Annotated in this window: 15 protein-coding genes; 7 read left to right on the top strand and 8 right to left on the bottom strand. The window is 64.8% G+C overall.

What is annotated here, in order from left to right; genetic code table 11:
- Positions 1 to 4: 4 nt before the first annotated feature.
- Complete coding sequence (locus VD659_RS07395) at positions 5 to 979, top strand: D-alanine--D-alanine ligase family protein (RefSeq protein WP_423260477.1); 975 nt, start codon at positions 5 to 7, stop codon at positions 977 to 979.
- Between the two features lie 42 nt (positions 980 to 1021).
- Here VD659_RS07395 and VD659_RS07390 read toward each other — a convergent pair whose 3' ends face one another.
- The 8 genes from VD659_RS07390 to rpmH all read right to left on the bottom strand — a co-directional run bounded on the left by VD659_RS07390 (position 1022) and on the right by rpmH (position 6141).
- The gene (locus VD659_RS07390; protein WP_423260476.1) at positions 1022 to 2002 is read right to left on the bottom strand and encodes a ParB/RepB/Spo0J family partition protein; all 981 of its coding nucleotides are present in this window, start codon (positions 2000 to 2002) and stop codon (positions 1022 to 1024) included.
- A complete protein-coding gene (locus VD659_RS07385) occupies positions 1992 to 2906 on the bottom strand; it encodes a ParA family protein (RefSeq protein WP_423260475.1) in 915 nt (304 codons plus the stop codon). Before VD659_RS07385 ends, VD659_RS07390 begins: the two co-directional genes overlap by 11 nt.
- 163 nt (positions 2907 to 3069) lie before the next feature.
- Positions 3070 to 3705 carry a 16S rRNA (guanine(527)-N(7))-methyltransferase RsmG gene (rsmG, locus tag VD659_RS07380; protein WP_423260474.1) on the bottom strand — a complete coding sequence of 212 codons (636 nt, stop codon included), beginning with the start codon at positions 3703 to 3705 and terminating at the stop codon, positions 3070 to 3072.
- Between the two features lie 59 nt (positions 3706 to 3764).
- Entirely contained in the window at positions 3765 to 4268 is a 504-nt protein-coding gene (locus VD659_RS07375) for a protein jag (RefSeq protein WP_423260692.1), read from the bottom strand.
- A 95-nt stretch (positions 4269 to 4363) separates the two neighbouring features.
- Positions 4364 to 5332 (bottom strand): membrane protein insertase YidC, encoded by a 969-nt coding sequence (yidC, locus tag VD659_RS07370; RefSeq protein ID WP_423260473.1) that lies wholly within the window; start codon positions 5330 to 5332, stop codon positions 4364 to 4366.
- Between the two features lie 8 nt (positions 5333 to 5340).
- Positions 5341 to 5652: a membrane protein insertion efficiency factor YidD gene (yidD, locus tag VD659_RS07365; RefSeq protein WP_423260472.1), complete on the bottom strand. Its 312-nt coding sequence runs from the start codon at positions 5650 to 5652 to the stop codon at positions 5341 to 5343.
- Entirely contained in the window at positions 5649 to 5987 is a 339-nt protein-coding gene (gene rnpA, locus VD659_RS07360; protein WP_423260471.1) for a ribonuclease P protein component, read from the bottom strand. The genes yidD and rnpA overlap by 4 nt, the downstream gene beginning before the upstream one ends.
- A 16-nt stretch (positions 5988 to 6003) precedes the next feature.
- The gene (gene rpmH, locus VD659_RS07355) at positions 6004 to 6141 is read right to left on the bottom strand and encodes a 50S ribosomal protein L34 (RefSeq protein WP_055810406.1); all 138 of its coding nucleotides are present in this window, start codon (positions 6139 to 6141) and stop codon (positions 6004 to 6006) included.
- Positions 6142 to 6475: 334 nt separating this feature from the next.
- Between rpmH and dnaA the strand changes: the two genes are divergently transcribed.
- The 6 genes from dnaA (at position 6476) to gyrB (ending at position 14149) form a co-directional block, all read left to right on the top strand.
- Positions 6476 to 7894 carry a chromosomal replication initiator protein DnaA gene (dnaA, locus tag VD659_RS07350; RefSeq protein ID WP_137838183.1) on the top strand — a complete coding sequence of 473 codons (1419 nt, stop codon included), beginning with the start codon at positions 6476 to 6478 and terminating at the stop codon, positions 7892 to 7894.
- Between the two features lie 353 nt (positions 7895 to 8247).
- A complete protein-coding gene (gene dnaN, locus VD659_RS07345; protein ID WP_423260470.1) occupies positions 8248 to 9393 on the top strand; it encodes a DNA polymerase III subunit beta in 1146 nt (381 codons plus the stop codon).
- A 62-nt stretch (positions 9394 to 9455) separates the two neighbouring features.
- Complete coding sequence (gene gnd, locus VD659_RS07340; protein WP_423260469.1) at positions 9456 to 10343, top strand: phosphogluconate dehydrogenase (NAD(+)-dependent, decarboxylating); 888 nt, start codon at positions 9456 to 9458, stop codon at positions 10341 to 10343.
- 12 nt (positions 10344 to 10355) lie between these two features.
- Entirely contained in the window at positions 10356 to 11561 is a 1206-nt protein-coding gene (recF, locus tag VD659_RS07335) for a DNA replication/repair protein RecF (RefSeq protein ID WP_423260468.1), read from the top strand.
- The gene (locus VD659_RS07330; RefSeq protein WP_423260467.1) at positions 11558 to 12040 is read left to right on the top strand and encodes a DUF721 domain-containing protein; all 483 of its coding nucleotides are present in this window, start codon (positions 11558 to 11560) and stop codon (positions 12038 to 12040) included. The genes recF and VD659_RS07330 overlap by 4 nt, the downstream gene beginning before the upstream one ends.
- 135 nt (positions 12041 to 12175) lie before the next feature.
- Positions 12176 to 14149, top strand: coding sequence for a DNA topoisomerase (ATP-hydrolyzing) subunit B (gyrB, locus tag VD659_RS07325; protein ID WP_423260466.1), 1974 nt, complete (start codon positions 12176 to 12178; stop codon positions 14147 to 14149).
- Positions 14150 to 14171 lie beyond the last annotated feature (22 nt).

Genomic DNA, 14171 nt, shown 5'->3' with positions numbered 1-14171 from the left:
GTTCATGACCGAAGCACACGCCCCCCGCACCGTCGTCGTTCTGGCCGGCGGCATCTCGCACGAACGCGACGTGTCCCTCCGATCCGGCCGTCGCGTGGCCGATGCCCTCGCCGAGCGCGGGCACACCGTCATCCTTCGCGACCCGGATGCGACGCTGCTGACATTCCTCGACGAGACCCGCCCTGACGTGGTGTGGCCCGCGCTCCACGGGGCGAGCGGCGAGGACGGCGCCTTGCGTGCACTGCTCGACGTGCTCGACATCCCCTACGTGGGTTCACAGGCCAAGGCGGCGCGGTTGGCCTGGCAGAAGCCGACGGCGAAGACTCTGGTCTCCCGGGTGGGCATCTCGACTCCGCAGTGGCTCACCCTCCCCCGGGACACGTTCCGCGAGCTCGGCGCCACGCAGGTGCTCGGCCTGGTGTCGCGGTCGCTTGGCGCCGATCTCGTGGTGAAGCCCGCGATGGGCGGCTCGGCCCTCGGCGTCGGGGTGATCGACTCCGCCGACGATCTGCCTCGCGCGGTCGTCGACGCGTACACCTATGGCGAGGTCGCGCTCATCGAACAACGTGCACGCGGCGTCGAGGTCTCCATCGGCATCGTCGACCTGGGCGATGGAGCATTCGCGCTCCCGCCCGTGGAGATCGAGCCGCGCTCCGGTGTCTACAGCTTCGAGGCCCGGTACAACGCCGGAGAGACACGCTTCTACGCGCCAGCGCGACTGAGCGAGGAGATCACCGACATCGCCAGCAAGGCGGCGCTGGTGATACACGAGACCCTCGGCCTTCGGCACATCTCGCGCATCGACCTCATCATCGACGATTCCGGCACACCCTGGTTCCTCGAGGCGAACGTGCTGCCCGGATTGACCGAGACCTCCACGGTTCCCCAGGGGATTCTCGCCGCCGGGTTCTCGCTGGGCTCCGTCTACGAGCAGCTCAGCGAGCTCGCGATCACCGAAGCCTCCGCACAGCGCGACTGAGCCTCACCGCGCCGCCGCGTGTTTCGGGCGGCGCGGAATGTTTCACGTGAAACGGGGACCGCTGCTGCGGCGCTCTCCGCCGAAGCCCTCTTCGCCGAGTTCGCTCAGGATGCGGTTCAGATCCTCGATCGTCGCGAAATCGATCACGATCTGGCCCTTCGCCCGCCCGAGGCTCACGCGCACACGGGTGTTCAGCCGATCGCCGAGACGCTCACCGATCTCGTCGAGATGCCCGCGCTTCGAGCCCGCGGTGGTCTTGGCCCGACTCTGCTTCGGGGCCGAGGACGCGAGGGCTTCTGCAGCGCGTACCGAGAGGTCTTCGTTCACGATCTTGTCGGCGAGCTTGGTCATCGCCTCGACATCGCCGACGGCCAGAACCGCACGCGCATGACCTGCGCTCAGTACGCCGGAGGCCACGCGGTTCTGCACGGCCGGCGGAAGGCGGAGCAGGCGAAGGGTGTTGGTGATCTGGGGCCGTGAGCGGCCGATGCGCTCGGCGAGCTGCTCCTGAGTGATGCCGAAGTCCTCGAGCAGCTGCTGGTAGGCCGACGCTTCTTCGAGCGGGTTCAGTTGAGAACGGTGCAGGTTCTCGAGCAGGGCATCCCGGAGCATGTCCTCATCGGCGGTGTTCTTCACCACCGCCGGAATGGAGTCGAGCCCGGCCTCCTTGGTCGCGCGCAGACGGCGCTCACCCATGACAAGCTCGTACTGCTGCGAGCCGCCGTCTTCGAGAGGCAGTTCTCGAACCACGATCGGCTGCAGCACTCCTACCTCGCGGATGGAGTGCACGAGCTCGGCGAGATCCTCGGCAACGAACACGCTGCGCGGCTGCTTCGCATTGGGGATGATGCTGTTCGGGTCGAGCTGCGCGAGACGTGCGCCTGGAACAGCCACGAGCTCCACCTGCCTGACCGGAGCATCGAAGAACACATCCACGGGACGCGCGCCCTCGACGCGCGGCTCATCGGTCGGGATGAGGGCACCGATGCCCCGGCCCAGTCCGGTTCTCTTCTTAGTTACCACGATGAGAAGCTCCTCTGTCTGCTATTTCGGCGGCCGCTTCCAAGTAGGAGATCGAGCCGGGTGAACTGGGATCGAAGCTGATGACGGTCTGCCCATAGCTCGGGGCCTCCGAGATCCGCACCGATCGCGGGATGACGGCGTCGAGCGTCTGCGCGGGGAAGTGCTCGCGCACATCCTCGGCCACCTGGAATGCCAGGCGCGTGCGACCGTCATACATGGTCAACAGAATGGTCGACACAGCCAGGGTGGGGTTGAGGTGCCGCTCGATCAGACTGATGTTGTTGAGGAGCTGACTCAAGCCTTCGAGAGCGTAGTACTCGCACTGGATCGGAATGAGAACCTCACGCGCGGCAACGAAGGCGTTGATCGTCAACAGACCCAACGATGGAGGGCAGTCGATGAACACATAGTGGAAGGGAGCTCCCGCCTCCCGCGTCTGCTCGAGAAAACGATCGAGACTGCCGCGGAGACGCTGCTCGCGAGCCACCATGGGCACCAGCTCGATCTCCGCTCCGGCGAGGTGGATCGTCGCCGGAAGGCAGAACAGACGCTCCGACTCCGGACTCTGCTGCACGATCTCGCCCATCGGCTCATCATGGATGAGCACGTCATAGACGCTGGGGAGCTCGCCGCGATGGTCCACTCCCAGAGCTGTGGATGCGTTCCCCTGTGGATCCAGATCGATCACCAACACCCGTGCACCCTCGCGGGCGAGCGCCGCGGCCAGGTTCACCGTGGTGGTGGTCTTTCCCACCCCACCCTTCTGGTTCGCAACCGTCAACACGCGCGTCTCCGCGGGGAGGGGGAATGTCTTCGTGGCCAGCCGGCGCTTGCGCTGGGACAAGTCCGCCAGTTCTCTCGCCAGCGGCGTCGACGCATCGAAGGCGGTTGAGTCACTGGTCATTCACAAAATCCTGTCGATATGTTTCACGTGAAACAATGTCGGAACCCGCCGGTCTCGTCGCGGGGGAGTGGACGTCAAGCCGACCGAGCCGCCGAATGCACGCCTTCGATGGTATCGAACTCCGCTCCATGCGATGGGCTCGACGAAGCGAACGGCGCGGCCATCACGGAACTCTGGCCCGGATCACCCGCGTGATCTCCACATCCAGTGTCGCACCGAGCTCCACCACCTCGACGCCGCTGAGCTTGAAGCGACGGATCGCCTTCTCCGCAGCCGCGATCTCGTTCGTGGCGCCGGCGCCCTTCATCAAGACCATCTCACCGCCGGGGGCGAGCAGGGGAGCGCAGAGTGGGATGAGCTTGCTGAATGCGCTGACGGCACGGGCGGTGACTTGATCGAGCTTCGTGGAAAGTCGCACGTCTTCCGCACGATTCCGCTCGACAGTCACGTTGTCGAGGCCGAGCAGGTGCTTCTGTTCATTGAGCCAGGCCACTCGACGCTCCATCGGCTCGATCAGCACGAAGTCGACATCAGGTCTGGCGATCGCGAGTACGAGTCCTGGCAGGCCGGCTCCGCTCCCGATGTCACCCACGAGTCCCGGACGCAAGAGCGGTGCCACGAGCCCGCAGTTGATGACGTGCCGCGTCCAGATGCGCGGAAGCTCCAGCGGTCCGATCAGACCGAGCTCCTCGCCGCGCGCTGCGAGGTCGGCAGTGAAGGCCCGCGCCACGTCGATACGATCGCCGAAGACCGCGATCGCCGAAGCGGGCTCGCGCTCGATCTCCTCGTGACTGGTCACGTCATCGGTGCTCACAGTGTCGACGTCACCATCTCAGCAGCACTGTTTCACGTGAAACATCACGCGGGGGAGATGACGGTGTGACGGTCGCGACCCTCACCCTCCGACTCCGACACGAAACCTCGAGCAGCCACGATGTCGTGCACGAGCTTGCGCTCATAAGACGACATCGGCTCCAGCTCCGCCGCGGTGGCACCCGCACTGATCTTGGCGATCGCCACGTCGACGAGGTTCTCGAGCTCACGCTGACGCTGCTCACGACTTCCACCCACGTCGAGGATCAGGCGGGAGAACTCGCCGGTCTTCGTCTGCACTGCGAGGCGTGTGAGCTCCTGCAACGCGGCCACCGTGTCGGGGCGAGACAGGATGCGGAGGTTGCTGTCGCCGGAGGCGTTCACCGAGATGTACGCACGGCCATCGTTGACGGCGATGTCGATGTCACCATCGAGGTCGCAGATGTCCAGCAACTCTTCGATGTAGTCGGCCGCCACGTCACCCTCATCATCGAGGCGCGACGCCGTCGGCGCATCCGCAGCGGCGCTCTCGTCGTCAGCGGCAATCATCGAACCGGCTGCTTCGATGCCCGCCGTGTCGAACTCGCCGTCGTGGATGTCGGTGGCCAGCGCGCCGGTGGTCTCAGTGGTCTCGCTCACATCGCTCATTTCTTGTCACCTTGTTTCTTGGCACGGTTCTTGTTCACCGGCTGCTGACGCTGTGTGGTCTTCGGAGCCTCGGGAATCGACTCGATGGCCGGAGCACCCTTGGTGGGCTCGAGCTTGCCGCGACGAGCGAGTCGCTCCTCGCGGGCCTTCGCCGCCTCACTGCCGGGCGTCGGCATGTTGCGGATCACGAGGAACTGCTGGCCCATCGTCCACAGGTTCGAGGTGAGCCAGTAGAACATGACACCGAGCGGGAAGGCCACACCGGAGAACACGAACACGAGGGGGAGGATGTAGAGCAGGATGCGCTGCTGACGGAACATCGGGCTCGCCTTGGCCTCCGGCGACTGGTTCTTCGCCATGATCTGCAGCTGCGTGTAGAACTGCGACGCGGTCATCAGAACGACCATCGCACCCGCGATCACCATGACCTGCCACGGCCCGCCGGCGTTCCAGGAACCGATGAAGGTGTCGTGCAGGGGAGCGACGCCGAACAGCGTCGCATCACCGAACTGCTTGCCGAGCTCCGCGTTCAGCGGGCCCACGCCGGCCAGGCCCTTCTGGGCGTTGTTGAGCACCGAGAAGAGGCTGAAGAAGATGGGCATCTGGAGCAGAAGCGGCAGACACGATGCCAGAGGATTGGTGCCGGTCTTGCGGTAGAGCTCCATGGTTTCGCGCGACATCGCCTCGCGCGAGAACTGGTCTTTCTTGCCCTTGTACTTGTCCTGGATCTTCTTGAGCTGCGGCGCCACTTCCAACATCTTGCGCTGGCTCTTGATCTGTCGCACGAAGATCGGGATGAGCGCCGCACGCACCACGAGCACGAGGCCCACGATGGAGAGCACCCAGGTGAGGCCGGCCGCCGGGTCGAGGCCGACGGCGGTCCACAACCAGTGCCAGGCGACCAGGATCAGCTCCACCACCCATTTGATGGGCCAGAGGATCGTATCGAGGAACGGAATTTCCATGGTTGGGGTCAGCCCTTTCCGTGGCTAGCGGGTACTACGAAACCGAACGGCGTGAGCCGGTACTTCTGTCGGCGAACCGGGGGGACGTCATCGACCCCGCCCTTCGCCCACGGGTGACAACGGGCGATGCGATAGACACCCATCGCCGAGCCCACGATCAGGCCCCGCTGCTGGATGGCCTGCATCGTGTACGAGGAGCACGAAGGGTAGTACCGGCACACATCGCCGTAGAGCGGAGAGATGACGGCGCGGTAACCGCGCAGCAGCAGCACCGCGAGATTGCGGGGAAGCAGCACGATCGCAGTCACCACCGACGTCATGCGAGTACTGATCCTTTGCTGAGAGAGCGCGAAAGCTCTTCGAAGAGTACCCGGTAAGGCTGTGACCCGGCTTGAGGAAGCGCACGCACCACCACGTCGACCCCGGGGGAGACGCGGGGGAGCAGCTCGTGACTCGCTGCCTTCAAGCGGCGGCGCACACGGTTGCGAACGACGGCGACACCGACCGTTTTCGCCACGATGAACCCGAAACGCGCATCCGACGAATCGGATGCGCGAATGTAGGTGACGGTGTTGGGCCCGACGAACTTCGCACCACCGCGCACAGTGCCGCGGTAGTCGCGGCCGTGTGTGATGCGATTGGCTCTGGCCAGCACCGCGATCGGGAGAGGTCTAGGCGGAGAGCTCGGTGCGGCCCTTACGGCGACGAGCCGAAAGGATGGAGCGGCCGGCACGCGTGCGCATACGCAGACGGAAACCGTGCACCTTGGCCCGGCGGCGGTTGTTCGGCTGGAAGGTTCTCTTGCTCATAATGATCTCCGGTGTCCGACAGGCACAGTCAATGTCCATCGTGAAGTAAGGGGTGACGACCGAAAAGGGCTGGTCGCACAAGTCAACTGATTAAAACTACGGCTTCAAACGCCTGCGGTCAAACCGGTGGGCACAAAGAATCAATTATCCACAGTCTGTGGACAACATCTGTGTAGGACACGCGGGCCGCCAATACAACGAACTTGCCCTGCGGCATGGCAGTCACTAGCTTAGTTGCCTACAGTTATTCACAGCCGGCGGGGGCGCAGCACACGGCAGTTCAATCGGACTTTTGCGAGTTCGACGATGCAGATCATGTTCGACAGGAGTTCCATTGGCTGACGGTGCCCGTTCGACGGAAGACAACTGGCGTACCGTTCTCCAGGCTCTCTCGACCGACGAGCGCATCACACCGCAGCTGAAGGGCTTCCTCGGCCTCGTCGTTCCCAAGGGCATCCTCGGCGGATCGTTCTACCTCGAGGTTCCCAACGACTTCACCCGCGACATGCTCGAACAACGCGTTCGCCCCTCGTTGCTCAGCGCCCTCGGCACCTTGGACGCCCAGCTCGCCGTCAACAGCTTCTCGGTCGTGGTGAATCCCGACATCGACGGCTACGAGACCGTGACCGTCACAGACCCCTCTCCGGAGCCGGTCTACGTCGAGGCCGTCGTCCCCGTGCAGGAGACGGTCGGCCCCCTCCGCAACAACGACACCAGGCTCAATCCGAAGTACAGCTTCGACAACTTCGTGATCGGCGGCTCGAACCGCTTCGCGCATGCCGCCGCGGTGGCCGTGGCCGAGGCGCCGGCCAAGGCCTACAACCCGCTCTTCATCTACGGCGACTCCGGCCTCGGCAAGACGCACCTCCTGCACGCGATCGGCCACTACGCGATCAGCCTCTACCCCGGGGTGCGCGTGAGGTACGTGAGCTCCGAGGAGTTCACCAACGACTTCATCAACTCGATCGCCAACAACCGCGGTGCCGCCTTCCACTCCCGGTACCGCGACATCGATCTGCTGCTGATCGACGACATCCAGTTCCTTCAGGGCAAGGCCGAGACCCAAGAGGCGTTCTTCCACACCTTCAACACCCTGCACGACCACAACAAGCAGGTGGTCATCACCTCCGACCTGCCGCCCAAGCACCTCACCGGCTTCGAAGACCGGATGCGCACCCGCTTCGAATGGGGCCTCATCACCGATGTGCAGACGCCCGACCTCGAGACCCGCATCGCCATCCTCCGCAAGAAGGCGCAGAGCGAACGGCTGCGGGTGCCCGACGACATCCTCGAGTTCATGGCCACCAAGGTCTCGAGCAACGTGCGCGAACTCGAGGGCACACTCATCCGTGTCACCGCGTTCGCCAGCCTGAATCGCACCCCGGTCGACATGGCCCTCGTGCAGACCGTGCTCAAAGACCTCATCACGCTCGACGACGACAACGTCATCGCCCCGGTCGACATCATCAACCACACCGCGGAGTACTTCAAGCTCTCGGTCGACGACCTCTACGGCTCGAGCCGCTCCCAGGCCATCGCCACCGCCCGACAGATCGCCATGTACCTGTGTCGCGAGATGACGAGCCTCTCACTGCCCAAGATCGGACAGTTGTTCGGCGGCCGCGACCACACCACGGTGATGTACGCCAACAACAAGATCGGCAAGCTCATGACCGAGAAGCGGTCGATCTACAACCAGGTCACCGAGATCTCCAATCGCATCAAGCACAACCAGCGCTACAAGAGCGCCTGAGCGCTTCCTGGCACCGTTGTCCACAGATTGTGAAATGTTTGTGGATAACATCCCCGCGACTGTTGATCAGTCGGGCTCGCATGTGGAATCGTTCGCCAACGGTTCAGCGACGGTTCAGACGAGCACACACGCCCTTCACACTCGGCCAACAACTCACACGCGTGTAGTTCCCGGTGATCGAGCGGTTTAAACAGAGTTATCCACATATCCACAGAGGTTAAGAAGATTAAGAAACCATCCTTAAGGGAAATCACATCCGACAACCTCTACTCCGCAGAGGTCACCCAGCAGCCTCGGCTCCACCCGATAGCATTGAGCGACTCAAGGTCTCTATTGCCGACAGAGGTGACTTCGTGAAGTTCCAAGTAAACCGAGACGTCTTCAGCGAAGCAGTGTCGTTCGCCGTGAAGCTCCTGCCTCAGCGCACCACGCTCCCCATCCTGAGCGGCGTGCTGATCGAGGCGACCGCAGACGGCCTCACACTCTCGTCGTTCGACTACGAGGTCTCTGCACAGACGCAGATCTCGGCCGACGTCGAGGAGGAGGGTGTGATCCTGGTGTCGGGACGCCTGCTCTCCGACATCGCGAACCGCCTGCCCAACGCCCCGGTGCAGTTCAGCACCGAGGACTCGCGCATCGTGGTGCGGTGCGGCTCCGCGCGCTTCACGCTGCTGAGCATGCCGGTCGAGGAATATCCCACGCTTCCCCAGGTGGGCGCCGAGTCGGGACTGCTCCCGGCCGACCAGTTCGCCGCCGCCGTCTCGCAGGTCGCCGTCGCCGCCTCGCGCGACGACGTCACCCCCGTCATCACCGGCGTTCAGCTCGAGGTCACCGAGAACAGCATCTCGCTCGTCGCGACCGACCGCTACCGCGTGGCCGTGCGCAACATCGACTGGGACTCGAACGATTCCGGCACCGTCGCCGCCACCGCTCTGGTGCCGGCCCGCACCCTGCAGGAGGTGGGCAAGACCTTCGGCAACGCGGGCACCATCTCCGTGGCCATCACGAACTCGGACGACCGCGAGCTCATCGCCTTCAAGGCCGACAAGAAGACCGTCACCACCTTGCTCATCAAGGGCAACTTCCCACCGGTCAAGCGACTGTTCCCCGAGACCGTCGACAACTACGCGGTCATCAACACGGCCGACCTGATCGAAGCCACCAAGCGCGTGTCCCTCGTGCTCGAGCGCGAGGCGGCCTTGCGCTTCACCTTCACGATCGACGGCGTGACCCTCGAGGCCATCGGATCCGAGAACGCCCAGGCCTCCGAGTCGATCGACGCGCTGCTGACGGGCCAGGACACCGTGGTGTCCCTCAAGCCGCAATTCCTCCTCGATGGTCTCGGGGCCGTGCACTCGGAGTTCGTGCGGATCTCGTTCACGAAGACCGACAACCCGAACAAGCCGGGCCCGGTCCTCATCACGAGCCAGTCGTCGAAGGACCAGCCGGGCTCCGACGACTACAAGTACCTCCTGCAGCCGAACCTACTGCTGCGCTAGGCGAGCCACGGATGCCCAACCTCGGCATCCGCTCCACTTCTCTCACACACAAGGAGACGGTCATGAACATCGGACTCATCGGTCTGGGCAAAATGGGCAACAACATGCGCGCCCGCCTGAAGAAGTCGGGCATCGACGTCGTGGGCTATGACACCAACCCCGCCGTGAGCGATGTCGCCGACCTGACGGCACTCGCCGCAGCCCTGCCCGCCCCCCGCATCGTGTGGGTCATGGTTCCGGCCGGCAAGATCACCGACTCCGTCATCACCGACCTCGCCGAGGTGCTCGACGAGGGCGACCTCATCATCGACGGCGGCAACTCGAAATGGACCGAAGACGCCAAGCACGCCGAGCAGCTCGCCCCGAAGGGCATCCAGTTCATGGACGCCGGCGTCTCCGGCGGAGTCTGGGGCCTCGAGAACGGCTACGGCCTCATGGTGGGTGGCACCGTGGAGATGGTCGAGCGCGCGATGCCGATCTTCGACGCACTGCGCCCCGAGGGACCTCGCGCCGAAGGCTTCGTGCACGTGGGCGAGATCGGCGCCGGCCACTACGCGAAGATGGTGCACAACGGCATCGAGTACGGGATGATGCAGGCCTACGCCGAGGGCTACGAGCTCCTCGACGCCAAGAAGGAGATCATCAAAGACGTCACGGGCACGTTCAAGGCCTGGCAGCGCGGAACCGTCGTGCGCTCGTGGCTGCTCGACCTCCTGGTGCGCGCCCTCGAGGCCGACCCCGAGTTCAAGGACATCCAGGGCTACGTCGAAGACTCGGGCGAGGGCCGCTGGACCCTCGAAGAGGCCATCGAGAACGCCGTGCCGATGCCCGTCATCAGCGCCTCGATCTTCGCCCGCTTCGTCTCGCGCCAGGAGGACTCCCCCTCGATGAAGGCCGTCGCCGCACTGCGCAACCAGTTCGGCGGCCACGCGGTCAAAGAGCTCGACTAACCCGATCACCGCGTGTTCGTTCGGCACCTGAGCCTCACCGACTTCCGCAACTACCGTTCGGCCGAAGTCGCGCTGCAGCCCGGCCCGAACCTGTTCGTCGGCAGTAACGGGCAGGGCAAGACGAACCTGGTGGAGTCCCTCGGGTACCTCTCGAGCCTCGGGTCCCACCGGGTGTCGAACGACCAGGCACTCATCCGCTCCACCGAGGACTCCGCGGTCGTGGGKGSKCGACTCGAGCACGACGGCCGGGAGATCCTGGTGGAGCTGCAGCTCAATCGCAGCGGCGCCAATCGTGCGCAGGTGAACCGCTCGGCCATCAAGCCCCGGGAGCTGCCGCGCTACATCTCGACCGTGCTGTTCGCCCCCGAGGACCTCGCGCTCATCCGCGGCGAACCGTCCACGCGCCGGCGCTTCGTCGATGCGCTCCTGGCCGCCAAGACCCCCCGGCTCCTCGGCGTCTTCGCGGACTACGACCGGGTGCTCAAGCAGCGCAACGCGCTCTTGAAGTCGGCACGCGCATCCGGATTGAAGGATGCGAACCTCTCCACCCTCGAGTTGTGGAACGAGCGCCTCGTAGAACTGGGCTCCGAGATCATGTGGGAGCGCATCGGCATCGTGGATGCTCTCGGTCCCTTCGTGAGAGAGGCCTATCAGGCGGTGGCGGGCTCCGATCAGGAGCCCACGATCGACGTGATGCTGAGCATCCTCTCCGACCACCCAGAAGCCGATGACGACGGCCCACTCGTCGGCCTCGGCGCCCGGCCCTCGCGCGAGCAGCTCGCAGAATGGTTCCGCGCCGCGCTCGAGAAGGTGCGCCGGGCCGAACGCGACCGCGGAATCACCCTCTGTGGGCCGCATCGCGACGACGTGCTGTTCCGCTTGAACGGACTGCCGGCGAAGGGCTACGCGAGCCACGGCGAATCGTGGTCGTTCGCGCTCGCCCTCAAACTCTCCTGCGCCGAACTGCTGCGGGCCGATTCGGTGTCGGGCGACCCCATCGTCATCCTCGACGACGTGTTCGCCGAACTCGACCAGCGCCGGCGCGGCCGGCTCGCGGATGCGGTGAAGGGCTATGAGCAGGTTCTCATCACGGCCGCGGTCTACGACGACGTCCCGGCCGAGCTCACGGCGCACACCGTGCGCATCTCGGCGGGAACCATCGTCGAGGATCCGAATGCGGCCGACCCGGTGACGGCCGACGCGGGGCCGGCGACATGAGCGAATCACAGAACGTCTACCTGCGACTCAAGGCCGCGTTCGGCAATTCGGATGCCCGAGCGGCACGATGGCGCGCCCGCAAGTCCCGCAGCTCCGATGAGGAGAGCGTGCCCTACGGCCTCGGGCGCGACCCGCACGGTCTGGGCGACATCATGTCGTCGCTCTCGAGCGAGCTCGGCTGGACCTCTTCTCTCGCGAAGTCCGACCTGCTGCTCGCCTGGGCCGAGATCGCCGGGCCGGAGACCTCCGAGCACAGCACGCCGACGGGTATCACCGACGCCGTTCTCACCGTGCAGTGCGACTCGACGGCCTGGGCGACGCAGCTGCGGCACATGCGCGTGATGATCATGACGACGATCGCTCAGAAGTTTCCCGAGGCCGGCATCGAGTCGATCCGCTTCGAAGCGCCCCACGCCCCGTCCTGGAAACGGGGCTCCAGATCGATTCCAGGGCGCGGTCCTCGCGATACCTACGGCTGACAGGGCAAATGTGGTCATCCCCTCGAAATAAATCGCTCAGCGGGCCGTTCAAGGGCCGATTCCCACCCTTCCTTTGATAGAATTAAGGGTCGCCTGCCCGGCCGGAGGGCACGACGCTGAGGAGCCCATTTCTTTATGTCTGAATCGGATAAGGTCCACCCTGACAACGAGTACGGCGCGGACCAGATCCAGGTTCTGGAAGGTCTCGAAGCGGTGCGCAAGCGCCCGGGCATGTACATCGGCTCGACGGGTCCCCGGGGTCTGCACCACCTGGTGTACGAGATCGTCGACAACTCGGTCGACGAGGCCCTCGCCGGCTACGCCACCCACATCGAAGTGGTCATGCGTAAAGACGGCGGTATCGAGGTCACGGACAACGGCCGCGGCATCCCGGTCGACATGCATCCCACCGAGAAGAAGTCGACCGTCGAGGTCGTGCTGACGGTCCTGCACGCGGGCGGCAAGTTCGGCGGCGGCGGCTACGCGGTCTCCGGCGGACTGCACGGTGTGGGCAGCTCGGTGGTGAATGCCCTCTCACGCGAACTCGACGTGGAGGTGCGGCGCCAGGGCCACGTCTATCGGCAGAGCTACAAGATCGGCGTGCCGCAGGCTCCGCTCGAGAAGGGCGAGTCGACCACCGAGACGGGGACGAAGACCGTCTTCTGGCCCAACCCCGAGATCTTCGAGTCGGTCGAGTTCGACTACGAGACCCTCCGGGCGCGGTTCCAGCAGATGGCGTTCCTCAACAAGGGTCTGGCCATCAAGCTCACCGACGAGCGCGGCGGCGAAGACGGCACCGGCGAGGACGTGGTGATCACCTACCTCTATGAGAACGGCCTCAAGGACTACGTCGAGTACCTCAACCGCTCGAAGAAGGCCGACCTCGTCAACGAGGAGATCATCTCCTTCGAGCAGGAGGACACCGAGCGCAAGATCGCCCTCGAGGTCGCGATGCAGTGGACCACGGGCTACACCGAGAGCGTGCACACCTACGCGAACACGATCAACACGCACGAGGGCGGCACCCACGAAGAGGGCTTCCGTGCGGCGCTCACCACGCTGGTCAACAAGTACGCGCGCGAGAAGAACATCATCAAAGAGAAGGACGACAACCTCTCGGGCGACGACGTGCGCGAGGGTCTCACCGCCGTCATCTCGATCAAGCTCGCCGAGCCGCAGTTCGAGGGCCAGACCAAGACCAAGCTCGGCAACACCGAAGCCAAGGCCTTCGTGCAGCGCGTGGTCGGCACCGAGCTCACCGACTGGTTCGACCGCAACCCCGTGCAGGCGCGGGACATCATCCGCAAGGCCATCCAGGCGTCGCAGGCGCGGATGGCGGCCCGCAAGGCCCGTGAGCAGACCCGCCGCAAGGGGCTGCTCGAGGGCGGCGGGATGCCGGGCAAGCTCAAGGACTGCTCGAGCCGTGACCCTTCCAAGAGCGAGATCTTCATCGTGGAGGGCGACTCGGCCGGCGGTTCCGCCATCCAGGGCCGCAACCCCGAGACCCAGGCCATCCTGCCCCTGCGCGGCAAGATCCTGAACGTCGAGAAGGCACGCCTCGACCGCGCACTCGGCAACGCCGAGGTGCAGGCCATGATCACCGCCTTCGGCGCCGGCATCGGCGAGGACTTCAACGCCGAGAAGGCGCGATACCACAAGATCGTGCTGATGGCCGATGCGGATGTCGACGGCCAGCACATCACGACCCTGCTGCTCACGCTGGTGTTCCGTTACATGCGGCCGCTGATCGAGCTCGGCTACGTCTACCTCGCCATGCCGCCGCTCTACCGCCTCAAGTGGTCGAACTCCCCGCACGAGTACGTGTACTCGGATGCGGAGCGCGACGCGCTCCTGATCGACGGCCAGGCCGCGGGCAAGCGCATCCCGAAGGAGAACGGCATCCAGCGCTACAAGGGTCTCGGCGAGATGGACTACCGGGAGCTGTGGGACACCACGATGGACCCCGACACCCGCACCCTGCGCCAGATCACGCTCGACGACGCGGTCGCCGCCGACGAGATCTTCGCCACCCTGATGGGCGAAGACGTCGAGTCCCGCCGCAACTTCATCCAGAAGAACGCCAAAGACGTGCGTTTCCTGGACATCTGACCCTTCTAGCGAGACCGATACC

Origin of the sequence: Herbiconiux sp. 11R-BC, assembly GCF_049472555.1 — a bacterium.
GTDB lineage: Bacteria > Actinomycetota > Actinomycetes > Actinomycetales > Microbacteriaceae > Herbiconiux.
Note: the sequence above shows the minus strand (reverse complement) of the source record. Positions and strands in the feature narration are given on the sequence as shown.